Origin of the sequence: Actinoplanes auranticolor (genome assembly GCF_018332655.1) — a bacterium.
GTDB classification, from domain to species: Bacteria; Actinomycetota; Actinomycetes; order Mycobacteriales; family Micromonosporaceae; genus Actinoplanes; species Actinoplanes auranticolor.
On sequence record NZ_BOQL01000058.1, the window covers coordinates 86286 to 109398 of the forward strand.

Sequence of the window (23113 nt, forward strand, 5' to 3'; positions counted from 1 at the left end):
ACCTGAAACGTCGACAAGGCGCTCAGCTCGTACGGCGCAGCACGGCCAGGAACATCGCGTCGGTGCCGTGCCGGTGCGGCCACAGCTGCACGGTCGGGCCCGGACCGAGCTTCGGCATGCCCGGCGGCAGCAGCGGGCGCGCGTCCACGAAGTCGACCTCCACGCCGCTGCGGCGGGACCCCTCGGTGACCGTCACCTGGGTCTCCACCATGTGCGGCGAGCAGGTCACATACGCCACGACCCCACCGGGGCGCACGGCCCGCAACGCGGCCACGAGCAGCTCCCGCTGCAGCCGGGTCAGCGGCGGCAGATCGGCCGGGGTACGCCGCCAGCGCGACTCCGGACGCCGGCGCAGCGAGCCCAGCCCGGTGCATGGGGCGTCCACCAGCACCCGGTCGAAGCCGTCCTCGGGCAGGTCGGGGTCGCGTCCGACCGTACGGCCGTCGGTCGGCAGCACCGTGACCGGCAGCCCGGCCGTGGCCTGCTCGACCAGCCGGGCCCGGTGGTCGGCGACCTCGACCGCGGTGACCTCGGCGCCGCGCTGAGCGGCGATCGAGCCGAGCAGCCCGGCCTTACCGCCGGGGCCGGCGCACAGGTCCAGCCAGCGGTCGTCCCGGCCCTCGATCGGCGCGGCCAGCATCGCGGCCGCCACCAGCTGCGAGCCCTCGTCCTGCACGTGGGCGCGCCCCTCGCGGATGGCGGCCAGCTCGCTGGGCGAACCGCCGTTCAGGTACACCGCGTACGGCGAGAACGCGCCCGGTACACCGTCGACCTCGTCGGCCAGCTCGACCGCATCGGCCCGTCCCGGCCGCGCGCACAGGTGCACCGTCGGCGGCTGGTTGTCCTCGATCAGCAGCCGGGCGGTGTCCTCCAGGTCCCCGCCGAGCGCCTCGGCGAAGGACCGGATGATCCACTCCGGGTGGTTGTGCACGACCGCGAGATTGCCGACCGGATTCTCCGCGTAGTCCGGGGCGAGCTTGGTCAGCCAGTCGTCGAGACCGGTGTCCGAGATGGTGCGCATGACCGCATTGGCGAAGCCGTGGGCGCCGGGCGCGACCGAGCGGACCAGGTCGACGGTCTGGTTCACCGCGGCGTGCGCCGGCACCCGGGTGAAAAGCAACTGGTACGCGCCCAGGCGCAACGCGTCCCGGGCGGGCGGGTCGATGCGCGACACCTCACGGCCGGCCGCGTCCGCGATGATCAGGTCCAGGGTGCCCAGGGCGCGCAGGGTGCCGTAGGTCAGCTCGGTCGCGAACGCCGCGTCCCGGCCGTGCAGCCGCATCTCCCGCAGGATCTGGGACAGCACCAGGTTCGCGTACGCGTCATCCCGGTGCACGGCCGCGATGGCCTCGTACGCCGCCTGCCGGGCCGGGTCCGACGGCGGGCGACCCGCTCGCGGAGCCCGCCCGGAACGGCTGTCGCGGCTCTGGTCACGGCCCTGCCCGGGACCGCCGGGACGGCGCGGACCGGCATTGTGCGGCCGGTCGGCACTGTGCCGGCGCTGCTCACGCGGCTTGCTGTCGTCGGTCATAGCAGGGTCTCCCCCGGGTTGAGGCGCAGGCCACGCGCCCAGTCGGAGGCCGGCATGGGCTTCTTTCCGGCGGCCCGGACCTCGCCCAGGATCACCGGGGTGGTCGCCGTGCCGGCCAGCACCTGGCTGCGCTCGACCAGCAGCTCCCCCGGGGCGAGCGCGGCGGCGTTGGCCACCGGGCGCACCGGTCCCAGCTTGAGCCGCTCGTCGCGCAGGGTGGTCCAGGCGCCCGGCGCCGGGGTGCACGCGCGGATGCGCCGGTCGACGGCGAACGCCGGGTCGGTCCAGCGGACCCGGGCGTCCTCGACGGTGATCTTCGGGGCCATCGACACGCCGTCGGCGGGCTGCGGGTGCGCCCGGGCGGTGCCGGCCTCGATCGCGTCCAGGACGGCGACCAGCAGGCCGGCGCCCTCGGTGGCGAGCCGGGCCAGCAGGTCACCGGAGGTGTCGGTGGCCCGGATCTGCTCGGTCAGCGTGCCGTACACCGGGCCGGTGTCCATCCCGGCCTCCAGCTCGAACACGCTCGCGCCGGTGACCTCGTCGCCGTGCAGGACGGCGTGCTGCACCGGCGCCGCGCCACGCCACGCGGGCAGTAGCGAGAAGTGCAGGTTGACCCAGCCGTGCTTGGGGATCTCCAGGGCGCTGGGCGGCACCAGCGCGCCGTAGGCGACCACGGGCACACAGTCCGGGGCGAGCTCGCGCAGCCGCTCCAGGAACTCCGGCTCGCGGGGACGCTGCGGGGTGAGCACCTCGATGCCGCGCTCGTCGGCCCAGGCGCCGGCCGGGGAGCGCACCAGGCGGCGGCCGCGGCCGGCCGGGGCGTCGGGGCGGGTGACGACGGCGACGATCTCGTGGCCGGAGGCGGCCAGCGCGTCGAGGGACGGCAGGGTCACCTCGGGGGTGCCGGCGAAGATCAGGCGCACCCGGTCACCGCCCCAGGCCGAAGATGCCGTGCGGGTTGACCTTGACCTTGGGCGGGGCGCCGGCGTCGTACCACTCGGCGGCACGGATCTGCTTCATCGCGTCCTTACGTGCGGCGGCGTCCAGCCGGTCCAGGAAGAGCACCCCGTCGAGGTGGTCGGTCTCGTGCTGCACGCAGCGCGCCATCAGGCCGGTGCCGACCAGTTGCAGCGGGTCGCCGTGCTCGGTGAAGCCCTGCGCGACGACGTTCTGGCGGCGTTTGGTGTCGACGTACACGCCGGGGATGGACAGGCAGCCCTCCGGGCCGTCCTGCTCCTCCTCGTCCGGGAACGACAGCACCGGGTTGACGATGTGGCCGGTCACGTCGTCGACGTGGAAGGTGAACACCCGTAGACCCACGCCGAGCTGGGGCGCGGCGAGGCCGGCGCCACCCTCGTCCTGCATCGTCTCGGTGAGGTCCCGGACGAGCCGGCGCAGTTCCTTGTCGAAGTCGACCACGGCGTCGGCCGGCGAACGCAGCACCGGGTCGCCGAACAGACGGATGGGCTGGACGGTCACGCGGGTGCCACTCCTGACTGCTCACAAGAATTGCTGATCGCACCTAGTCTACGGAGCCCGGGCGGGCAGCCGGCGTCGCCCGGCCGCGCCCCCGCTTCACGCCGGCGTCGATCACGGTTCATCCGGGCTCTCTACTGTCCGGCTTCATGCGACTCAACGTTTCCCGGACGGCCGGTGCCGCCCTGCTCGCCCTCTCGCTCGGCCTGGTGGCGGCCCCCTCCGCGGCGCACTCGGCCGCGACCCCCACGCTGACCGGCTTCGCGTCCCTGCCGGCCCTGACGTTCGTGCCGGGCAGCGAGCCGTCCGGGGCGGCATTGGGTACGGCGCCGGTGAACGGCATCGCGGCGCCCTGGGCGGACCAGCCGGTCCAGGGCTTCTCCGGGGTGCTGCCCAACGGCGACGGCACCTACGACGTGCTGTCCGACAACGGCTTCGGCACCAAGGCCAACAGCGCCGACTTCCTGCTGCGCATCCAGGAGATCGGCCCGGTCCCGGCGACCGGCGCGGTCGACGTGCTGGGCGGCATCAACCTGACCGACCCGGACGCGAGGATCCCGTTCCCCCTGGTACGCGCGGACCGGGTGCTGACCGGCGCCGACTTCGACGTCGAGTCGATCGTGCGCGGCCGCGACGGCTCACTGTGGATCGGCGACGAGTTCGGTCCGTGGCTGCTGCACTTCGACCGTGGCGGCCGGCTGCTGAGCGCACCGATCCCGCTGCCGGGCGTCCGCGCCCCGGAGAACGCGGCCGGCAACCCGAACCTGGGCAGCAGCAAGGGCTTCGAGGGCATGGCCCACTCCCCCGACGGCCGTTACCTGTACCCGCTGCTGGAGGGCACGGTCACCGGTGACACGGCCGGCGACCTGCGCTTCAACGAGTTCGACGTGCGGCGCGGCGACTACACCGGCAAGCGCTGGACGTACCGCCTGGAATCACCGTCGCACGCGATCGGCGACGCGATCCCGGTCGACGCGAACCGCTTCCTGGTGATCGAACGCGACGGCGCGCAGGGCGACGCGGCCGCGGTGAAGCGGATCTACCTGGCCGACCGCCGCGACCGCAACCACGACGGCCTGATGGACAAGACCCTGGTGGTGGACCTGCTGCGGATCGCCAACCCGCGGGGCATCGGCGGCTTCGGCAAGGTCTTCCGCTTCCCGTTCCAGACGATCGAGGACGTGGCCCTGCTGGACGGCCGGACGCTGGCCGTGCTCAACGACAACAACTTCCCGGGCTCGGCGGGCCGCACGCCGGGCGTGGCGGACAACAACGAGTTCATCACCGTACGGCTGCCGTCGTCCCTGCACCCGGACCCGCGCCTGCTGCCGGCGGCCCGGTAACAGGGAGGCACTCGGCCGGCGGCGGGGTTACGGTCGGCGGATGACGTGGTCGGCGTACGGATCATTCCTGATCTTCGCGGTCGTGCTCGTCCTGGTCCCGGGCCCGGACTTCGCCGTGATCACCAAGAACACCCTGGCCGGCGGTCGCCGCCGCGGTTCGTGGAGCGCCGCGGGGGTGGCCGGTTCCAACGCGGTGCAGGGCCTGGCCGCGGCGGCCGGACTGGGCGCGCTGGTGACCCGGGCCCAGCCGGTGTTCCAGGCGATCAAGTGGGCGGGCATCGCGTACCTGGCCTACCTGGGCGTCCAGGCGCTGCGGTCGGCGCTGGCCGGTCGCTACGCGGATGCCGGGGCCGCGGACACCGGCCAGGCCGCGGCGGCGGGGTGGCGGCAGGGGTTCCTGTCCAACATCACGAACCCGAAGGTGCTGGTGTTCTACCTGGCGGTGCTGCCGCAGTTCCTGGGGCCGGAGGCACCGCTGAGTGCGCTGCTCGTGCTGGCGCTGAGCCACGCGGTGCTGTCGCTGCTGTACCTGCTGGTGGTGGTGGCGGGGCTGAACCGGGCGCGGCGGGTGCTGGCCCGCCGCCGCGTCCGGCGCGCGCTCGACGCCGCGACGGGTACGGCGCTGCTGGGCTTCAGCGCCGAACTGGCCACGGAGTGACCTTCCCTACCCGGCTGACCACGTCCGGGAGGCTGCGGGTCAGAGGAGTTCGGCGGGGTCGATCTGGATGCGGATCGGCAGGTTGGACTTCTTCACGCTGCGGACCGCAGCCGCCTCGTGCAGGGCTCGGGCCAGCGCCGCTGCCCGCCCCCGGGAGACGCGCAGCAGCATGCGTTCCTGGTCGTCGGCGGCCGGGACCGGGCCCAGGAGTTCCACGTCCTCCGGCAGCCTGGCCCCGTCCAGGAACTCGGACACCGCCTCCGCCTTGCCGGTGACGCTGGCCATCCGGGCCGCCGGCGGGAAGCCCAGCTCGCGGCGCTCGGCGAGCTCACGGGCCGCGAACCAGGCCGGGTCCCAGCGCAGCAACGCCTGCACCGGCGCCAGCGACCCGTCGGCCACGACCACCACCCGGCCACCCGCCGGACCGGGCCGGGCCAGGGCGGCGGCGGACAGCCAGCGCCGCATGGTCTCCTCGGCGGCCCGCAGATCGGCCCGGGACAGCAACGCCCAGGTGTCGAGCAGCAGCACCGCACCGTAGCCGCCCTCGGCGACAGGCTCGGCGCCCGGCGTGGCCACGACGACAGCGGCCGTCCCGGGCACGGTGGTGAGAATCTCGTCCCGGCCGGAGGTGCGCACCGGGAACCCCGGGAACGCCCGGCCGAGCTCCTCGGCCGTCCGCCGGGCACCGGTCACCGAGGCCCGCAGCCGCCGGCCACCACAGGCGGGGCAGGCGTAGTCGGCGGCGGCCCGGCCGCACCAGTGACAGGCCGGCACGTCCCGTGAACCGGCAAGCCCGAGCGGCCCGGAACAGTGCGGGCACCGGGCCGGCGTGCGGCACTCGGCGCAGGCGGTGGACGGCAGGTAGCCACGCCGCGGCACCTGCACCAGCACCGGCATGCCGGCCTGCAACGCGCCCCGCGCCGCCTGCCAGGCAAGACTCGGTAGCCGCGCGGTCACCGCACCGGGATCCCGGGCCAGCTGCGGATCATCGCCGGTCGGCGCGATGGCCGGACTCCGCGCCCGCAAGGTGCCACGGTCGGCGACAATCTCCTTGGCCCACCCGGTCTCCAGCAGCAACTGCGCCTCGCCCGTGCGGGCGAAACCCCCGACCAGGGCGGCGCAGTCGGCAAGCTGCGCGCGGGTGAGCAGAACATCCCGGGCATGCGGGTACGGCGCCCGCGGCTCGGCGTGCAGGTCGTCCCCGTCGTCCCAGACGACCACCAGCCCGAGGTCAGCGACGGGCGCGAACATGGCAGCCCGCGTCCCGACGACAACAGGCACCCGATGCCGGCTGGCGGCGAGGAACCTCCGGTACCGCTCAGCCGGCCCGGCGGCGGCATTGAGCGCCACGTGCCGCCCCTCGCCCAGCACCACGGTCAGCGCCCGATCGAGCCGCTCCAGATCCCGCGCGTCCGGCACCACGATGACGACGCCCCGGCCGCCGCGCACCACTGCCCCGGCAGCCTCGGCGATCCGCGCGGGCCAGTCCTCCCCGGGCAGCGCAGACCACACGGCCCGAGCCGCCCGCCCCTGCTCCAAGGCATGCAGGTAGGCACTGCCGGTCGGATAGATCCCCCACCCGTGCGCGACGGTCGACGGCTGCTCCACCGGCCGGACGTCGCTGCCTGCCGCGACCTGCTGGAGGTCGGTCCCGGCGCCGGCCGCAGCCACGCTGACCGGCGTTTGCTCCGACGGACCCGGCTCACCGCCGTCCCGCCGAAGGTCGTGCCCCACGCCCGGACCAGCTGGCGTTTCCCCCGCTGGACCCGGCTCGTGGCCCGGTTGCACCACGACGACCGCGGCCGGATGGGCCTCCGCTGCCTGCATGGGCTGCATCTCAGCAACCGCTTGGGGTTTGATCGATTGGCCGCTGGGTGAGCCGGGCCGAGAAGCCGGGTCGAGAGCCGGTGCCTTCCCGGGATGGGATTGATCCGATAAATCCGGCACGGCGGAGAAGGAAGTCGCGGCCCGCGGCCTCGCCGAAGCTACGTCTCCCGCCTCGGCCGACTCAGAAAGGCCAGAATCCGCGCCGTCCGGTAAGCCGGCCGCCACCGCGACACCCCTGGCCTCGGACGACGAAGGAGTTGCCCTCTTGGGAAGACCGGAAACCACCGCCGCAACACCCGCGGGCGCCGGAGACGCGGCCGCCGAGCCGGGCGGTGGGTCAAGGCGAGGCGGGGTCGCCTGCGCTTCGGCGCGGGCATGACGGGGCGGCACAGCCAGGCGCAGAACATCCGCGAGGTTGCCGGCGTATCGGTCAGCGACAGCACGAGCCAGCCGCGCCACCTCCGGGTCCAGCACCCGCTCCGGCGAGACCACTTTGTCCAGATAAGCCAATTTGCCGCCATGCGGGCTGGTCTCGGCCCGCTCCAGCAGGAAGCCGTTCACCAGCTGCCCGGCGAAGCGGACCTTCACCCGCACACCCGGCTGGGCAGCCTCGTCATCGGCCGCGGACACCAGGTAGTCGAACGGGCGGTCGAGATGGGCCAGCGGCACTTCGACGCTCACCCGGGCGACCGGCAGCCGGGGTGCCGGCTCCCGGTCGGGTTTCGCTTTGGCCGCCCTCACCCGCACATTCTGGCGCGGGGGTACGACATCTTCCGGCACAAACAGCACGGGTGCCTCGACCGGAGTCGAGGCACCCGTTCCTGGCGTCACCAAGCTCAGGCCGCGGCGGACTTCAGGTCCTGGGCGCGGTCGGTGTTCTCCCACAGCAGTTCCGGCAGTTCCCGGCCGAAGTGGCCGTACGCCGCGGTCTGCTGGTAGATCGGGCGCAGCAGGTCCAGATCCCGGATGATCGCTGCCGGGCGCAGGTCGAACACCTCGTGGATGGCCTTCTCGATCCGCTCCACCGGCACGTTCTCCGTACCGAAGGTCTCCACGAACAACGACACCGGGTGCGCCTTACCGATCGCGTACGCGACCTGCGTCTCACACCGCTCCGCCAGACCGGCGGCGACGACGTTCTTGGCCACCCAGCGCATCGCGTACGCCGCCGAACGGTCCACCTTCGACGGGTCCTTACCCGAGAACGCCCCACCACCGTGCCGGGCGTACCCACCGTAGGTATCCACGATGATCTTGCGGCCGGTCAGGCCCGCGTCACCCATCGGACCACCGATCTCGAACCGGCCGGTCGGATTGACCAGCAGCCGGTAGTCCGCCACATCCAGACCCAGGCCTTCGAGCTCCGGGGCGATGACATGCTCACGGACGTCGGGGGTCAGCAGCGACTCCAGCGAGATGTCGGCCGCGTGCTGCGACGACACCACCACCGTGTCCAGCCGCACCGGGCGCAGCCCGTCGTACTCGATGGTGACCTGGGTCTTACCGTCCGGACGCAGGTACGGAATCGTGCCGTCCTTACGCGCGGTCGACAGCCGCCGGGCCAGGCGGTGCGCCAGGGCGATCGGCAGCGGCATCAGCTCGGGGGTCTCGGAGCACGCGAAGCCGAACATCATGCCCTGATCGCCGGCGCCCTGAGCGTCCAGCGCGTGCTCGGAGTTGCCCTCACGCAGCTCGACCGCGCTGTCCACACCCTGAGCGATGTCCGGCGACTGCGAACCGATCGACACGCTCACGCCGCACGACGCGCCGTCGAAACCCTTCTTGGACGAGTCGTAACCGATACCCAGGATCGTCTCGCGCACGATGCTCGGAATATCCGCGTACGCCTTGGTGGTCACCTCGCCGGCCACATGCACCTGGCCGGTCGTGATCAGGGTCTCCACCGCGACCCGGCTACGGGGATCCTGCGCCAGCAGCGCATCGAGAATGCCGTCGCTGATCTGGTCAGCGATCTTGTCCGGGTGGCCTTCCGTGACCGACTCGGAGGTGAACAGGCGGCGTGCCACGGTGCTCCTCAGATTTGTCGAAGTTTCGTTCCGCGGCAGTGTAGTCACCGCCGCTATAGCGACGCTGGGGCGGTCTCAGCCCGTCCCAGGCGCGCCGACCTGCGGATCAAGACGACCGGCGACCTGATCCCATATCGCATCGGCCACATCGTCTTTCGGGAGTTCCCCTAGCTCGGCAGTGCTCCCGTCGGCGCCCAGGATCGTGACCGTGTTGTTGTCCGACCCGAAGACCAGGTCGACGCCCACCTCGTTAACGACGATGAGGTCCGCGCGTTTCCGTACCAGTTTGCCGCGGGCGTTCTCCAGCGCGTCGTGGGTCTCCGCGGCGAAGGCGACGAGCAGCTGACCAGGGCGTTTGGCCGCGCCCAGCTCGGCGGCGATGTCCGGGTTGGTGACCAGCTCGAGGGTGGGCGCCGTACCCTCGTCGCTTTTCTTGATCTTCTGGCCGGCGACCGCGGCCGGGCGGAAGTCGGCCGGTGCGGCCGCCATGACCACCACGTCCGCGTCCGCGGCGGCCTCGACCGTGGCCTTGCGCAGTTCCTCGGTCGTGCCGACGCGCACCACGTCGGCGCCCGCCGGGTCGTCCAGAGTGACGTTCGCCGCGACCAGCGTGACGCGCGCGCCCCGGGCGACCGCCGCCCGGGCCAGGGCGTAGCCCTGCTTGCCCGACGAGCGGTTGCCCAGGAACCGGACCGGGTCCAACGGCTCCCGCGTGCCACCTGCGGTGACGACCACCCGGCGGCCCGCCAGGTCGGTCTCCGCGGCCGCGCCGCGACGCAGTACGCGCAGGGCGACGGCGAAGATCTGAGCCGGGTCCGGCAGGCGGCCCTTGCCGGTGTCGGCACCCGTGAGCCTGCCCACAGCCGGCTCGATGACGATCGCGCCGCGGGCCCGCAGGGTCGCGACGTTCGCCCGGGTGGCGGGGTTCTCCCACATCTCGGTGTGCATCGCCGGGGCGTAGACCACCGGGCACGTCGCGGTGAGCAGCGTGTTGGTCAGCAGGTCGTCGGCGAGGCCGTGGGCCGCCTTGGCCAGCATGTCGGCGGTCGCGGGCGCGACCACGACGAGCTCGGCGTGCCGGCCGATGCGCACGTGCGGCACCTCGTGCACGTCGTCCCACACCTCGGTGGTCACCGGACGGCCGGACAGTGCGGCCCAGGTGGGCGCGCCGACGAACCGCAGCGCGGACGCGGTGGGCACGACGCGTACGCCGTGACCCGACTCGGTGAACAGCCGCAGCAGCTCACAGGCCTTGTACGCGGCGATCCCGCCGCACACCCCGAGCACGATCTCCGGCATCGGCACACTTCCCGTCAACGAAAAACCCGCGCCCGCGGTCAGCGGGCGCGGGTGCACGGCGGATCAGCGGATCAGGGGTTGTCGGTCGCCTCGGCGGTCAGCAGACCGGCGTTGATCTCGCGCATCGCGATCGAGAGCGGCTTCTCCTGCGGAGTGGTCTCGACCAGCGGGCCGACGTACTCCAGCAGGCCTTCGCCGAGCTGGCTGTAGTAGGCGTTGACCTGGCGGGCGCGCTTGGCCGCGAAGATCACCAGCGAGTACTTCGACGAGGTCTTGTCGAGCAGCTCGTCGATCGGCGGGTTGGTGATGCCTTCGGGGTTGGCGATGGTTCCCACAGTGATGTACTTCCTTAATTCTCAGCTTGACACCGGCGGCTGAGCGGGAGTCAGAAACGACGAACCGAGCAATCCTACCAGCTCGTCCGCGGCGCGCTCGACGAAGTCGTTGACCACGGTGCGGTCGAACTCCTTCTCGGCGGCGAGTTCCTCGTCGGCGTGCGCCAGGCGCCGCCGGATGGTCTCCTCGTCGTCGGTGCCGCGCCCGATCAGCCGGCGCCTGAGCTCCTCGACGCTGGGCGGGGCGAGGAAGACGAGTTGCGCGTCGGGCATCGTGGCCCGCACCTGGCGGGCGCCCTGCAGGTCGATCTTCAGCAGCACCGGGCGGCCCTGCGCGAGCCATCCCTCGACCTGGGCCCGGGGCGTGCCGTAGAGGTTGCCGGCGAACTCAGCCCACTCCAGCAGCTGGTCGCCGTCCACGAGGCGCTGGAACTCCTGCCGGGTGACGAAGTGGTAGTGCTCGCCGTCGGTCTCGTAGTCGCGCTTCTTGCGGGTTGTCACCGACACCGACAGCTTGATCCATGGCGAGCGCGCCCGGATCAGCTCGATCACGCTGTCTTTGCCCACCCCCGAGGGGCCGGACAGGACGGTGAGTCGGGCTGCCGGGCGCGCGTCGTCATCCATGCTCACAGGCTCATTCAACACGAGCCGGTGAGTCAGTTCGCAGCGAACTCCCCCAGGAGGGCCTTACGCTGCTGCTCGCCCAGGCCACGAAGACGGCGACTGTCGGCGATCTTGAGCTTCTCCATGATCTGGGTGGCCCGGATCTTGCCGATGCCCGGCAGCGCCTGGAGCACGGCCGAAACCTTCAGCTTGCCGACGACGTCGTCGCCTTCCGCCCGGTCGAGCACGGCGGCGAGGGTGGTCTTGCCAGACTTGAGCTGATCCTTCAGCTCGGCCCGGGCCTTGCGAATCTCCGCGGCCTTCTCCAGCGCGGCTTTACGCTGCTCGGGGCTTAGTTGCGGGAGCGGCACCAGTTCTCCTCAGGTCCCTATCGCACCGGTAGTCCAATACCGGCACTCTGTGAAACGTGGTGTGCCAGGGAACCAAAGGGGCATGTGGTTCCTGGCGCCGGGAAAACTAGCGGTCAGCGGCGGTTTCGGCAACGTGGGGGTACCCCCCACCCGGACCTGGGCAGGCCTGCTAGGCAGGCCGTTTCACCCGATCACGGCGCTACAGGCGGTGACCGCGCGGTCCGCGGCGGCCCGCAACGCGGTCCCATCGGGGCCCGCGCCGAGGACCTCGCGTGAGTACGACGGCAGCACGTTCCGCAGGCTGTCACCGAAAATTTCGCGCAGGTCCGCGGGGCTTCCACCCTGTGCTCCGAGGCCCGGAGCGAGCAGCGGCCCGTTCACCTTGGACAGGTCGTGACCGGTCGCGCCGATGGTCGCCCCGACCACCAGCCCGAGGCTGCCGAGCGGCTCCGCACCCACGTTGACCTGCGAAATCTCGTCGATCACGGTCTGCGCGACGGTCCGGCCGCCGGCGCCGACCGCGTGCTGGACGCTCGCTCCCTCGGGGTTCGAGGTCAGCGCCAGAACGAAAACTCCGCCGCCGTGTTCGGCCGCCATGTCGAACGCGGGCTGCAATGAGCCCACTCCGAGATAGGGACTCACAGTGATCGCATCGGCACACAGCGAACTGTCCGGATTGAGGTAAGCGCTTGCGTACGCGGCCATCGTCGAGCCGATGTCACCGCGCTTCACGTCGAGAAGTACCAGCGCACCGGCCTCGCGTGACTGTCGGATAGTTGACTCAAGAACGGCGATGCCACGTGACCCAAATCTCTCGAAGAAGGCCGACTGCGGCTTGAACACGGCGACCCGATCGGCCAGTGCTTCGACGACCGTTAGGGCGAAGCGTTCCAGGCCGGCGACGTCGTCCGAGAGACCCCAGCGGGCGAGCAGAGCGGCGTGCGGATCGATGCCGACGCACAGCGGCCCCCGCTCCCGGGTGGCACGGTGCAGGCGGCTTCCGAAGGACTCCATAGGGGCGTTCTCACTTCCGTGTCAGGTGGCGGACACCGCCGCGGCGATTCCTTGGGTAATACGGGCGACGTCGGCGTCGTCGGTGACGTACGGCGGCATCGTGTAGATCAGGTCCCGGAACGGGCGCAGCCAGACGCCGGCGGCCACGGCGGCAGCGGTCGCCTTCGCCAGGTCGACGGCGTGATCGAGCTGCACCACGCCGATGGCGCCCAGGACCCGCACGTCGGCGACCCCGGGAAGGCCCCGCAGCGGCTCCAGACCGGCTCGCAGACCCCGTTCGATACGCCGGACCTGGCCCGGCCAGTCCTGGGCCCGCAGCAGGCCGATGGAGGCGTTGGCGACCGCGCAGGCCAGCGGGTTGCCCATGAAGGTCGGCCCGTGCGCCAGCCCGCCGGCGCTGCCGGCGGAGACGGCGTGGGCCACCGCGGCGGTGCAGAGGGTGGCCGCCAGGGTCAGATATCCCCCGGTGAGGGCCTTGCCCAGGCACATGATGTCGGGCGTCACCCCGGCGTGGCCGGCGGCGAAGAGCTCACCGGTACGGCCGAAGCCGGTCGCGATCTCATCGAAGATCAGCAGTACGCCGTGAGCAGCGGTCACCTCGCGCAGCACCCGCAGATACCCGGGGTGATGCATGCGCATGCCGCCGGCACCCTGCACGACCGGCTCGACGATGACAGCGGCGAGCTCATCGGCGTGCCGGGCGACGAGCTCGGTCAGCTCGGTGGCGTAAGCCTCGTCGTAACCGGCCGGGGGCGGGCCCGCGAAGATCTGGGCGGGCAGCACCCCGGTCCAGAGCTGGTGCATCCCGCCCACCGGGTCGCAGACGCTCATCGGATGGAACGTGTCACCGTGGTAGCCGCCGCGCCAGGTGGCGAGCTTGCGCCGCCCGGGCCGGCCCCGGGCGAGCTGGGCCTGCAGGGCCATCTTGATCGCGACCTCGACCCCGACCGAACCGGAGTCACAGAGGAAGACGTGCTCGAGCCCGTCCGGAGTCAGCTCGACCAGGGTGGTGGCCAGCTCGACGGCGGGCGCGTGGGTGAGCCCGCCGAACATGACGTGGCTCATCCGGCCGGCCTGCTCGCTGAGCGCCGCGTCCAGCACGGGGTGCCGGTAGCCGTGGATGGCCGCCCACCACGACGACATACCGTCGACCAGCTCCCGCCCGTCGGCGAGCCGCAGCCGGACGCCCTCGGCGCTCTCGACGACGTAGGGCTCGCTGCGCCCGGGCATCGGGCCGTAGGGATGCCAGACGTGCGCCCGGTCGAGCGCCAGCAGCTCCGCCTCGTCCCGCCCGCTGCCGCGGCTCAAGGCCGGCCCCGCAGCCCACCGGACGGTGCGCAGCAGGCCGGGCCGAAACGGCCGGCCGACCGGACGGCCCGGCCCAGGACCACGGCAACCTCGGAGGCCAGGCCGGCGACCCCGGCCTCCCGGACGGCCGGGCCGGGGGTCACGGCGTGGCCTTCTCCCCGGCGGTCGCGTAGGCCTTGGCGGCGGCCCGGACCAGGGCCGGCCCGCGGTAGATGAAGCCGGTGTACAGCTGCACCAGGGCCGCCCCCGCGTCGAACATGCGGGTCGCGTCGTCCGGCTCCACGATGCCGCCCACGCCGATGATCGGCAGGCGGCCGCCGGTTTCCTCGTGGACGAAGTGGACGATCTTGCGGGCCCGCTCGGTCAGTGGCCGCCCGGACAGGCCGCCCGCCTCGCCCGCCCGGGGCTGGTCGGTCGCCGCCAGCCCGTCGCGGGACAGTGTCGTGTTGGTCGCGATGACGCCCGCCGCGCCGTGCGCGAGGCAGACCTCCAGCAGTTCCGCGATGGCCGGCTCGGTCAGGTCCGGGGCGATCTTCACCAGCACCGGCTTCTCACCCACCAGCGCCGCGAGCAGCGCCGCCAGCGCCGACTTGTCCTGCAGCGTGCGCAGGCCGGGCGTGTTCGGCGAGGACACGTTGACCGCGATGTAGTCCGCGTACGGGTGCAGCAGGTTGTAGGACGTCAGGTAGTCCTCCACCGCCTCCTCCAGCGGCGTCACCTTGGACTTGCCGAGTGAGATCCCCAGCGGCACGCCCAGCGGCCCCAGCTCGGCCAGGCGGGTGGCCAGCGCCGCCGCGCCCGCGTTGTTGAAGCCCATCCGGTTGATCACGGCCTCGCTGTCGCGCAGCCGGAACAGCCGGGGCTTGTCGTTGCCGGGCTGCGGTTTGGCGGTGACCGTGCCGACCTCGACGAAGCCGAAGCCGAGCGCGGGCCAGGCCGGCAGGGCCACCCCGTTCTTGTCCATGCCGGCCGCCAGCCCCACCGGGTTGGGGAAACGCACCCCGAAGGCCTCCACCGGGGCCGGCACCGCATAGCGGCTGCTCAGCAACGCTCGCGTCCGGGCGCCCAGCGACGCCAGGCGCGAGAGCGTGAACTCGTGCGCCTTCTCCGCGTCGCCGCCGCCCAGCCGGAACAGAACCGGCCGGACGGCACCGGTGAAGGCGCTCACGTCAGCACCTCCGCCGGCGCTCCGGTGATCGCAAGCTCGCTCACTCGCCCTCCCGCAGCATCGCGTGCAGTTCCTGCAGCGGGCGGACCGTCATGTCGCCGCGCATCAGGGCCTCGATGCCCATCACCGCCGCGGCCGCGCCCGGCACGGTGGTGATGCTCGGGATGTCGTACGTGACGGCGGCGCTGCGGATCTCGTAGCCGTCCGAGCGGGCGCTCGCCCCCGAGCCCTGCGGCGTGTTGATGATCAGGGCGATCTCGCCGGCCTGGATCAGCGCCACCGCGTTCTGGCCGGGGCTCTCGAAGTGCTTGGGCACGATCTCGCACTCGATGCCGTGCCGGCGCAGCACCTCGCCGGTGCCGGCCGTGGTGACGATGGTGAAGCCCAGGTCGGCCAGGCGCTTGACCGGGAAGATCATCGAGCGCTTGTCGCGGTTGGCCACCGAGACGAAGATCTTGCCGCTGGTCGGCAGCGAGCCGTACGCCGCCGCCTGCGACTTGGCGAAGGCCGGGCCGAAGCCGGGGTCGATGCCCATGACCTCGCCGGTCGACTTCATCTCCGGGCCGAGCAGGCTGTCCACGCCCTTGCCGGCCGGGGTGCGGAACCGCTTGAACGGCAGCACCGCCTCCTTGACCGCGATCGGCGCGTTCGCCGGGGTCTCGCCGCCGTCGCGGCTGCGGAACAGGATGCCCTCCTCGCGCAGCTCCTTGATGGTGGCGCCGAGCATGATCCGGGCGGCCGCCTTGGCCAGCGGCACCGCCGTCGCCTTGGAGACGAACGGAACCGTCCGGGAGGCGCGCGGGTTGGCCTCGAGGACGTAGAGCGTGTCGTCCTTGAGGGCGTACTGGACGTTGAGCAGGCCGCGGACGCCCACGCCGCGGGCGATCGCCTCGGTGTAGCGGCGTACCTCGGCCAGGTGCGAACCGGCCAGGGTGACCGGCGGCAGCGAGCAGGACGAGTCGCCGGAGTGGATGCCGGCCTCCTCGATGTGCTCCATGACGCCGCCGAGGTAGACCTCGCCGGTGGCATCGCAGAGCGCGTCCACGTCGATCTCGATCGCGTCGTCGAGGAAGCGGTCGACCAGCACCGGGTGGTCGGGCGAGATCTCGGTGGCCCGGGCGATGTAGTCGGCCAGCGTCGGCTCGTCGTACACGATCTCCATGCCGCGGCCGCCGAGCACGTACGACGGCCGGACCAGCACCGGGTAGCCGATCTCGTCGGCGATGGCCTTGGCTTCCTCGAAGCTGGTCGCGGTGCCGTGCTCGGGCGAGCGCAGGCCGGCCCGGTGCAGCACCTGGCCGAACGCGCCGCGGTCCTCGGCCAGGTCGATCGACTCGGGTGAGGTGCCGACGATCGGCACGCCCGCGGCCTTGAGCCGCTGGGCCAGGCCGAGCGGGGTCTGCCCGCCGAGCTGGACGATCACGCCGACCACGCCGGGGCCGCCGGCGGCCTTGCCGGACGAGTCCTCGGAGTGGAACACCTCGAGGACGTCCTCGAAGGTCAGCGGCTCGAAGTAGAGCCGGTCGGCGGTGTCGTAGTCGGTCGAGACCGTCTCCGGGTTGCAGTTGACCATGACGGTCTCGAAGTCGACCTCGCGCAGCGCCATCACCGCGTGCACGCACGAGTAGTCGAACTCGATGCCCTGCCCGATCCGGTTCGGCCCGGATCCGAGGATCAGCACCTTGGGCCGGTCGGACGGCGCGACCTCGGTCTCCTCCTCGTACGTGGAGTAGTGGTACGGCGTGTTCGCCTCGAACTCGGCGGCGCAGGTGTCGACCGTCTTGTAGACCGGCCGCACCCCGAGCCGGTGCCGCAGGATGCGTACGCCGTCCTCGCCGGCCAGTTCCGGGCGCAGCGCGGCCAGCTGGCGGTCGGAGAAGCCCGAGCGCTTCGCGCGGCGCAGCAGAGCCTCGTCGAGCACCGGGGCCGCCTCGACAGCGTCCCGCAGCTCGATCAGGGCGGCGATCTCGTCGAGGAACCACGGGTCGATGCCGCCGCTGGCCTCGTGCACCTGCTCGACCGTCGCGCCGAGCCGCAGCGCGCGCTCGACGGTGTAGAGGCGCCCGTCGTGCGGGATCCGCAAGGCCGCCAGAGTCGACGCGAGGTCCGCATCATCGGGCAGAGTCCAGAAGCCGGCGGCCTTGGTCTCCATCGAGCGCATCGCCTTGTTCAGCGCCTCGGCGAAGTTGCGGCCCAGGCTCATCGCCTCGCCGACCGACTTCATCGTGGTGGTCAGCTCGGGGTCCGCGCCGGGGAACTTCTCGAAGGCGAACCGCGGGATCTTGACGACCACGTAGTCCAGCGCCGGTTCGAACGCCGCCGGGGTCTTGAGCGTGATGTCGTTCGGGATCTCGTCCAGGGTGTAGCCGATGGCCAGCTTGGCGGCGATCTTGGCGATCGGGAAGCCGGTGGCCTTGGAGGCCAGTGCGCTGGACCGCGACACCCGCGGGTTCATCTCGATCACGACCAGCCGGCCGTCGGCCGGGTTGATCGCGAACTGGATGTTGCAGCCGCCGGTGTCCACGCCGACCTCACGCAGCACGGCGATGCCCAGGTCACGCAGCTTCTGGTACTCGCGGTCGGTGAGCGTCATGGCCGGGGCGACGGTGACGCTGTCGCCGGTGTGCACGCCCATCGGGTCGACGTTCTCGATCGAGCAGACCACCACGACGTTGTCGTGCTTGTCGCGCATCAGCTCGAGCTCGTACTCCTTCCAGCCGAGCACGCTCTCCTCGATCAGCACCTCGTGCACCGGGGAGGCGGCGAGGCCGCCGCCGGCCAGGCGGTCCAGATCCTCGTCGTTGTGCGCCATGCCCGAGCCGAAGCCGCCCATGGTGAACGACGGCCGGATGACCACCGGCAGGCCCAGCTCGGCCACCGCGGCGTGCACCTCGTCCATCGAGTGGCAGACCCGGGAGCGGGGCGTCTCGCCCCCCGCCTTCGCCACGATGTCCTTGAACAGCTGCCGGTCCTCACCCTTGCGGATGGCGTCGACGTTCGCGCCGATCAGCTCGACGCCGTACTTCTCCAGGACGCCGTTCTCGTGCAGGGCGATCGCGGTGTTCAGGGCGGTCTGCCCGCCCAGCGTGGGCAGGATCGCGTCGGGACGTTCCTTGGCGATGACCAGCTCGACGAACTCCGGCGTGATCGGCTCGACGTAGGTGGCGTCGGCGAACTCCGGGTCGGTCATGATCGTGGCCGGGTTGGAGTTGACCAGCGAGACGCGCAGCCCTTCGGCGCGCAGCACCCGGCACGCCTGGGTGCCGGAGTAGTCGAACTCGCAGGCCTGGCCGATGACGATCGGGCCGGAGCCGATCACCATCACGTGCTGCAGATCGGAGCGCTTCGGCATCAGCGGGCCTCAACCTTCTCGACGAGCTCCACGAAGCGATCGAACAGGTAGTCCGCGTCGTGCGGACCCGCTGCCGCCTCGGGGTGGTACTGGACCGTGAAGGCGGGCACTTCGAGCGCCCGCAGACCTTCGACCACGTTGTCGTTGAGGCAGACGTGCGAGACCTCGACACCACCGAACTCGGTGTCGATGACCGTGTTCAGCGGGGCGTCGACCGCGAAGCCGTGGTTGTGCGAGGTGACCTCGACCTTGCCCGTGGTCTTGTCGAACACCGGCTGGTTGATGCCGCGGTGGCCGTACCCCAGCTTGTAGGTGCCGAAGCCGAGCGCCCGGCCCAGGATCTGGCTGCCGAAGCAGATGCCGAACAGCGGCACCCGGCGGGTCAGGACCGCCCGGGCCAGTTCGACCGGTACGTCCGCGGTGGCCGGGTCGCCGGGGCCGGGTGACAGGAACACCGCGTCCGGACTGACCTCCAGCAGCTGCTCGATCGTCGAGGACGCCGGGAAGATGTGCGTGGTCACGCCGCGCTCGGCCAGCCGCCGGGAGACGTTGCGCTTGATACCCAGGTCCAGCGCGGCGACCGTGTACCGGTGCTCGCCGACCGCCTCGACCGTGTACCGCTCGGCCGTGGTGACCTCGGCGGACAGGTCGGCGCCGGTCATCTGGGGCTGGGCCAGCACCCGCGCCTTGAGCGAGGCCGGGTCGAGGTCGAGGGTCGAGATCCCCACCCGCATCGCGCCGCGTTCGCGCAGGTGGCGGGTCAGGGCCCGGGTGTCGACGCCGCTGATGCCGACGATGCCCTCGGCGGCGAGCCGCTCACCGAGGTCGCCGGTCGAGCGCCAGTTGGACGGCCGGCGGGCCGGGTCGCGGACCACGTAGCCGGCCACCCAGATCCGGTCCGACTCGTCGTCCTCGGCGTTGACGCCGGTGTTGCCGATCTGCGGCGCGGTCTGCACGACGACCTGCCGGTGGTACGACGGGTCGGTCAGCGTCTCCTGATAGCCGGTCATACCGGTGGTGAACACGGCCTCGCCGAAGGTCTCACCCTCGGCGCCGTAGGAACTGCCCAGGAACGTGCGCCCGTCCTCGAGCACGAGGATCGCTGGGCTGCCGAAACGGCTTCGCCGTACTGCATCGAAAGAGTGGTGATTCACTTGACGGCCTTCCCGTCCAGGACTGTCGGCTCTCCCCGGAGGAAGGTCGCGACGATGCGACCCGGCAGGGTGGTGCCCGCGTACGGTGTGTTGCGGCTGCGGCTCGCCAGCCCGGCCGGGTCGACGACCCGGCGGGCGGACGGGTCCACCAGCGTCAGGTTGGCCGGCGTGCCGGCCGCGAGGTCGGTGCCGTGCCCGGTGAGGCCGGCGATGCGGGCCGGGGCGCGGGACATGCGCTCGGCGATGAGCTCCCACTGCTCCCCGAGGACGGAGAGCACGACCGGCAGTGCCGTCTCGAGACCCACCATGCCCGGGCGGGCGTAGGCCCACTCACATTCTTTGTCCTCGACCGCGTGCGGCGCATGGTCGGTGGCCACGATGTCGATCACACCGTCGACCAGGGCCTGGCGCAGCGCCTGCACGTCGGCGGCGGTGCGCAGCGGCGGATTGACCTTGTAGACCGGGTCGTAGCTGGCGGCGAGCTCGTCGGTCAGCAGCAGGTGGTGCGGCGTGACCTCGGCGGTCACCCGTACCCCCCGGGCCTTGGCATGGCGCAGCACCTCGACCGACCCGGCGGTGGAGACGTGGCAGACGTGCAGCCGGCTGCCGACGTGCTCGGCCAGGAGCACGTCGCGGGCGATGATCGCCTCCTCGGCCACCGCGGGCCAGCCGGTCAGCCCGAGGCGGGTGGAGACCTTGCCCTCGTGCATCTGGGCGCCCTCGGTCAGCCGCGGCTCCTCCGCGTGCTGGGCGATGATGCCGTCGAACGCCTTGACGTACTCCAGCGCGCGGCGCATCAGGCGCGGGTCGGCGACGCAGTGGCCGTCGTCGGAGAAGATCCGCACCCCGGCGGCCGAGGTGGCCATCGCGCCCAGCTCGGCCAGCTGCTTGCCGGCCAGCCCGACGGTGACCGCGCCGATCGGCTGCACGTCGACCAGCCCGGCCTCGCGGCCCAGCCGCCAGACCTGCTCGACGACGCCGGCGGTGTCGGCGACCGGCGACGTGTTGGCCATCGCGAAGACCGCCGTGTAACCGCCCAGGGCCGCGGCGCGCGAGCCGGTCTCGACCGTCTCGGCGTCCTCGCGGCCCGGCTCCCGCAGGTGGGTGTGCAGGTCGACCAGGCCGGGCAGCGCGACCAGCCCTTCGGCGTCGATGACCTCGTCGGCCCGGCCGCCGGCGGCGATGACGCCGTCGCGGATCAGCAGATCGGCCGGCTCGCCGCCGAGGACCGAGACACCTTTGATCAGGTACGAGGTCATGCCTTGCCTCCGAGCAGCAGGTAGAGAACGGCCATCCGGGCACTGACGCCGTTGGCGACCTGTTCGACGATCGTGGAGCGGGACGAGTCGGCCACCTCGGGCGCGATCTCCATGCCCCGGTTCATCGGTCCGGGGTGCATGACGATCGCGTGCTCCGGCAGCTTCCTCATGCGGGGCACGTCGAGTCCGTAACGGCGGGAGTACTCGCGGGCCGAAGGGAAGAAGGAGTCCTGCATCCGTTCGGTCTGCACCCGCAGCATCATCACGACGTCCGCGTCGGGCAGGACGCTGTCCAGGTCGTACGACACTTCCGTGCTCGGTTCGAGCGCGGCGGCGATGTCCACCGGGACCAGGGTCGGCGGGCCGACCAGGGTGACCTTGGCGCCGAGCGTGCTGAGCAGCAGAACGTTGGAGCGGGCGACCCTGCTGTGAAGCACGTCACCCACGATGACGACCCGGAGGCCGGCGATCCGGCCGAGCCGCGAGCGCATCGTGTACGCGTCCAGCAGCGCCTGGGTCGGATGCTCGTGGGTGCCGTCCCCCGCGTTGATCACCGAACCGTCCACCCAGGACGCCAGCCGGTGCGGCGCGCCGCTGGCCGGGTGCCGGATCACGACCGCGTCGGCGCCCATCGCCTGCAGGGTCAGCGCGGTGTCCTTGAGGCTCTCGCCCTTCGACACGCTGGAACCCTTGGCCGAGAAATTGATCACATCGGCGGAGAGCCGCTTGGCCGCCGCCTCGAAGGAGATCCGGGTGCGGGTGGAGTCCTCGTAGAAGAGGTTGACCACCGTGCGGCCGCGCAGCGTCGGCAGCTTCTTGACCTCGCGGCCGGCCAGGGCGGCCATCTCACCGGCGGTGTCCAGGATCAGGGTGGCGGTCTCGGCGTCCAGGTCGGCGGCCGAGCGCAGGTGCTTGATCATCGCGTCTCCTCCGAGCCGGAGAGCCGTACCTCGTCCACGCCGCCGTCGGTCTCGGCCAGCGAGACCCGGACGTTCTCCGACTGCGCGGTGGGGATGTTCTTGCCGACGTAGTCGGCACGGATCGGCAGCTCCCGGTGGCCGCGGTCGACCAGCACGGCGAGCTGCACGGAGCTGGGCCGGCCGACGTCGTTGAGCGCGTCCAGCGCGGCCCGCACGGTACGGCCGGAGAACAGCACGTCGTCGACCAGGATCACCCGGCGCCCGTCGATGCCGGCGCCCGGGATCTCGGTCTTGCCGAGCGCGCGGGTGGCGTGCAGCCGCAGGTCGTCGCGGTAGAGCGTGATGTCGAGCGCGCCGACCGGCACGTCGATGCCCTCGAAGGCGTGGATGCGGGCGGCCAGGCGGCGGGCCAGCGGAACACCACGGGTGGGGATGCCGAGCAGCACGGTGCCGGTGGCGCCGGAGGTCTTCTCCAGGATCTGGTGCGCGATCCGGTCGACCACCCGATGCAGATCCGCCGAGGAAAGGACGGTTTTACCTTGCGCATTGCCGATGTGGGTGTCGCGTAGAGACGCCACAGCGGACCTCCTTCCCCGCCTCACGGGACGGGTCGTTAAAGGATGTCGGTCAAGCAGACCCCAGTGGGGGCTGCTTGATGGCTGACGCTACGTTACCAGTGAGCGCGGCGTTGACCATGGTGACGTGGCTGACCCGCCGACCAGACGGACGAATGCGGGCAACTCAGTCTCGGACTCGGCGACTCATCGGTCGACACTTGACCAGAGGTTGCAAACTCCGTACCGTCACGCAGCGTAGCGATCCGAGGAAGAACCCTCCGGGCCAGCACAGTACTGGGAGTGTCCGAATGCCGTCTGAGTACGCCAAGTCGTTGGGCGCCCGCCTGCGCTCCATCCGCCAGCAGCAGGGCCTGTCCCTGCAGGGCGTGGAAGAGAAGTCGAACGGCCGCTGGAAGGCCGTCGTCGTGGGTTCGTACGAGCGCGGCGACCGCGCCGTCACCGTGTCGCGCCTCGCCGAACTGGCCGACTTCTACCGCGTCCCCGTCTCGGAGCTGCTGCCCGACGGCAGTGGTGTCCGGCTCGAGGCCACCAACAAGATCGTGCTGGACCTGGAGAAGCTGTACGACGCCGCCGGCGAGGACCTGGCCTACGTCGCACGCTACGCCCGGGCCATACAGCAGCAGCGCGGTGACTACAACGGACGCGTGTTGTCGATCCGTGCGGACGACCTGCGCGCACTGGCCATCGTGTACGACATCTCGCCGTCCGGCCTCATCGAGCGCCTGACCGAGCAGGGTGTGCTGGTCGCTGACCCGAGGGCGTTCTTCGCCTCCTGATCGCCACCACCGAAGAGGGGTCCCGCACCCGCGGGCCCCCTCTTCGCGTCTCCCCAACCTTCCCCACCAGCGCACCCCCCGGCCCCGCCCGCCCGGCCCGCCCGGCACGCCCGG

At 71.8% G+C, this 23113-nt stretch carries 20 protein-coding genes and 2 pseudogenes; 3 read left to right on the top strand and 19 right to left on the bottom strand.

Features of this window, described 5'->3' with window-relative positions; all coding sequences use genetic code 11:
- Window positions 1-22: 22 nt before the first annotated feature.
- The 3 genes from Aau02nite_RS33630 to def are packed head-to-tail and all read right to left on the bottom strand — an operon-like array spanning window position 23 to window position 3010.
- Window positions 23-1531 carry an RsmB/NOP family class I SAM-dependent RNA methyltransferase gene (locus Aau02nite_RS33630; protein WP_212992639.1) on the bottom strand — a complete coding sequence of 503 codons (1509 nt, stop codon included), beginning with the start codon at window positions 1529-1531 and terminating at the stop codon, window positions 23-25.
- Entirely contained in the window at window positions 1528-2454 is a 927-nt protein-coding gene (gene fmt / locus Aau02nite_RS33635) for a methionyl-tRNA formyltransferase (protein ID WP_212992640.1), read from the bottom strand. The genes Aau02nite_RS33630 and fmt overlap by 4 nt, the downstream gene beginning before the upstream one ends.
- Window positions 2455-2458: 4 nt before the next feature.
- Window positions 2459-3010 (bottom strand): peptide deformylase, encoded by a 552-nt coding sequence (def, locus tag Aau02nite_RS33640; RefSeq protein WP_212992641.1) that lies wholly within the window; start codon window positions 3008-3010, stop codon window positions 2459-2461.
- A gap of 146 nt (window positions 3011-3156) precedes the next feature.
- Between def and Aau02nite_RS33645 the strand changes: the two genes are divergently transcribed.
- Together Aau02nite_RS33645 and Aau02nite_RS33650 are read left to right on the top strand one after the other, a co-directional pair.
- Window positions 3157-4350, top strand: coding sequence for an esterase-like activity of phytase family protein (locus Aau02nite_RS33645; RefSeq protein WP_212992642.1), 1194 nt, complete (start codon window positions 3157-3159; stop codon window positions 4348-4350).
- 40 nt (window positions 4351-4390) lie between these two features.
- Entirely contained in the window at window positions 4391-5008 is a 618-nt protein-coding gene (locus tag Aau02nite_RS33650; protein WP_212992643.1) for a LysE family translocator, read from the top strand.
- 39 nt (window positions 5009-5047) lie between these two features.
- Here the strand turns inward: Aau02nite_RS33650 and Aau02nite_RS33655 are convergent.
- The 16 genes and pseudogenes from Aau02nite_RS33655 to pyrR all read right to left on the bottom strand — a co-directional run.
- Window positions 5048-6589 (bottom strand): annotated as a pseudogene (locus Aau02nite_RS33655) (primosomal protein N'); the annotation flags it as partial.
- A gap of 552 nt (window positions 6590-7141) precedes the next feature.
- Window positions 7142-7516 (bottom strand): annotated as a pseudogene (locus tag Aau02nite_RS33660) (primosomal protein N' family DNA-binding protein); the annotation flags it as partial.
- 155 nt (window positions 7517-7671) lie between these two features.
- Window positions 7672-8862, bottom strand: coding sequence for a methionine adenosyltransferase (metK, locus tag Aau02nite_RS33665; RefSeq protein WP_212992644.1), 1191 nt, complete (start codon window positions 8860-8862; stop codon window positions 7672-7674).
- Window positions 8863-8937: 75 nt separating this feature from the next.
- Window positions 8938-10161, bottom strand: a complete 1224-nt coding sequence (gene coaBC / locus Aau02nite_RS33670) for a bifunctional phosphopantothenoylcysteine decarboxylase/phosphopantothenate--cysteine ligase CoaBC (RefSeq protein ID WP_212992645.1) — start codon at window positions 10159-10161, stop codon at window positions 8938-8940.
- A gap of 71 nt (window positions 10162-10232) precedes the next feature.
- On the bottom strand, window positions 10233-10496 hold the full coding sequence (gene rpoZ, locus Aau02nite_RS33675; protein ID WP_015623990.1) for a DNA-directed RNA polymerase subunit omega: 264 nt from the start codon (window positions 10494-10496) through the stop codon (window positions 10233-10235).
- A 21-nt stretch (window positions 10497-10517) separates the two neighbouring features.
- Window positions 10518-11120, bottom strand: coding sequence for a guanylate kinase (gene gmk / locus Aau02nite_RS33680; RefSeq protein ID WP_212992646.1), 603 nt, complete (start codon window positions 11118-11120; stop codon window positions 10518-10520).
- Between the two features lie 32 nt (window positions 11121-11152).
- Entirely contained in the window at window positions 11153-11470 is a 318-nt protein-coding gene (gene mihF / locus Aau02nite_RS33685; RefSeq protein ID WP_125806289.1) for an integration host factor, actinobacterial type, read from the bottom strand.
- Between the two features lie 183 nt (window positions 11471-11653).
- A complete protein-coding gene (gene pyrF / locus Aau02nite_RS33690) occupies window positions 11654-12484 on the bottom strand; it encodes an orotidine-5'-phosphate decarboxylase (protein WP_212992647.1) in 831 nt (276 codons plus the stop codon).
- A 21-nt stretch (window positions 12485-12505) separates the two neighbouring features.
- Window positions 12506-13792, bottom strand: a complete 1287-nt coding sequence (locus Aau02nite_RS33695; protein ID WP_212992648.1) for an adenosylmethionine--8-amino-7-oxononanoate transaminase — start codon at window positions 13790-13792, stop codon at window positions 12506-12508.
- On the bottom strand, window positions 13789-13935 hold the full coding sequence (locus tag Aau02nite_RS33700) for a hypothetical protein (RefSeq protein WP_212992649.1): 147 nt from the start codon (window positions 13933-13935) through the stop codon (window positions 13789-13791). The genes Aau02nite_RS33695 and Aau02nite_RS33700 overlap by 4 nt, the downstream gene beginning before the upstream one ends.
- Window positions 13932-14960 (bottom strand): quinone-dependent dihydroorotate dehydrogenase, encoded by a 1029-nt coding sequence (locus Aau02nite_RS33705; protein ID WP_212992650.1) that lies wholly within the window; start codon window positions 14958-14960, stop codon window positions 13932-13934. The genes Aau02nite_RS33700 and Aau02nite_RS33705 overlap by 4 nt, the downstream gene beginning before the upstream one ends.
- Window positions 14961-15000: 40 nt before the next feature.
- Entirely contained in the window at window positions 15001-18312 is a 3312-nt protein-coding gene (carB, locus tag Aau02nite_RS33710; RefSeq protein ID WP_212992651.1) for a carbamoyl-phosphate synthase large subunit, read from the bottom strand.
- Window positions 18312-19466, bottom strand: coding sequence for a glutamine-hydrolyzing carbamoyl-phosphate synthase small subunit (gene carA, locus Aau02nite_RS33715; protein ID WP_212992652.1), 1155 nt, complete (start codon window positions 19464-19466; stop codon window positions 18312-18314). Before carA ends, carB begins: the two co-directional genes overlap by 1 nt.
- Window positions 19463-20725: a dihydroorotase gene (locus Aau02nite_RS33720; RefSeq protein WP_212992653.1), complete on the bottom strand. Its 1263-nt coding sequence runs from the start codon at window positions 20723-20725 to the stop codon at window positions 19463-19465. Before Aau02nite_RS33720 ends, carA begins: the two co-directional genes overlap by 4 nt.
- The gene (locus Aau02nite_RS33725; protein ID WP_212992654.1) at window positions 20722-21645 is read right to left on the bottom strand and encodes an aspartate carbamoyltransferase catalytic subunit; all 924 of its coding nucleotides are present in this window, start codon (window positions 21643-21645) and stop codon (window positions 20722-20724) included. The genes Aau02nite_RS33720 and Aau02nite_RS33725 overlap by 4 nt, the downstream gene beginning before the upstream one ends.
- Window positions 21642-22223 (bottom strand): bifunctional pyr operon transcriptional regulator/uracil phosphoribosyltransferase PyrR, encoded by a 582-nt coding sequence (gene pyrR, locus Aau02nite_RS33730; RefSeq protein ID WP_212992655.1) that lies wholly within the window; start codon window positions 22221-22223, stop codon window positions 21642-21644. The genes Aau02nite_RS33725 and pyrR overlap by 4 nt, the downstream gene beginning before the upstream one ends.
- A gap of 287 nt (window positions 22224-22510) precedes the next feature.
- Here pyrR and bldD point away from each other — a divergent pair, with 287 nt between their 5' ends.
- Window positions 22511-22999: a transcriptional regulator BldD gene (gene bldD / locus Aau02nite_RS33735; RefSeq protein ID WP_015624001.1), complete on the top strand. Its 489-nt coding sequence runs from the start codon at window positions 22511-22513 to the stop codon at window positions 22997-22999.
- Window positions 23000-23113: the final 114 nt, after the last annotated feature.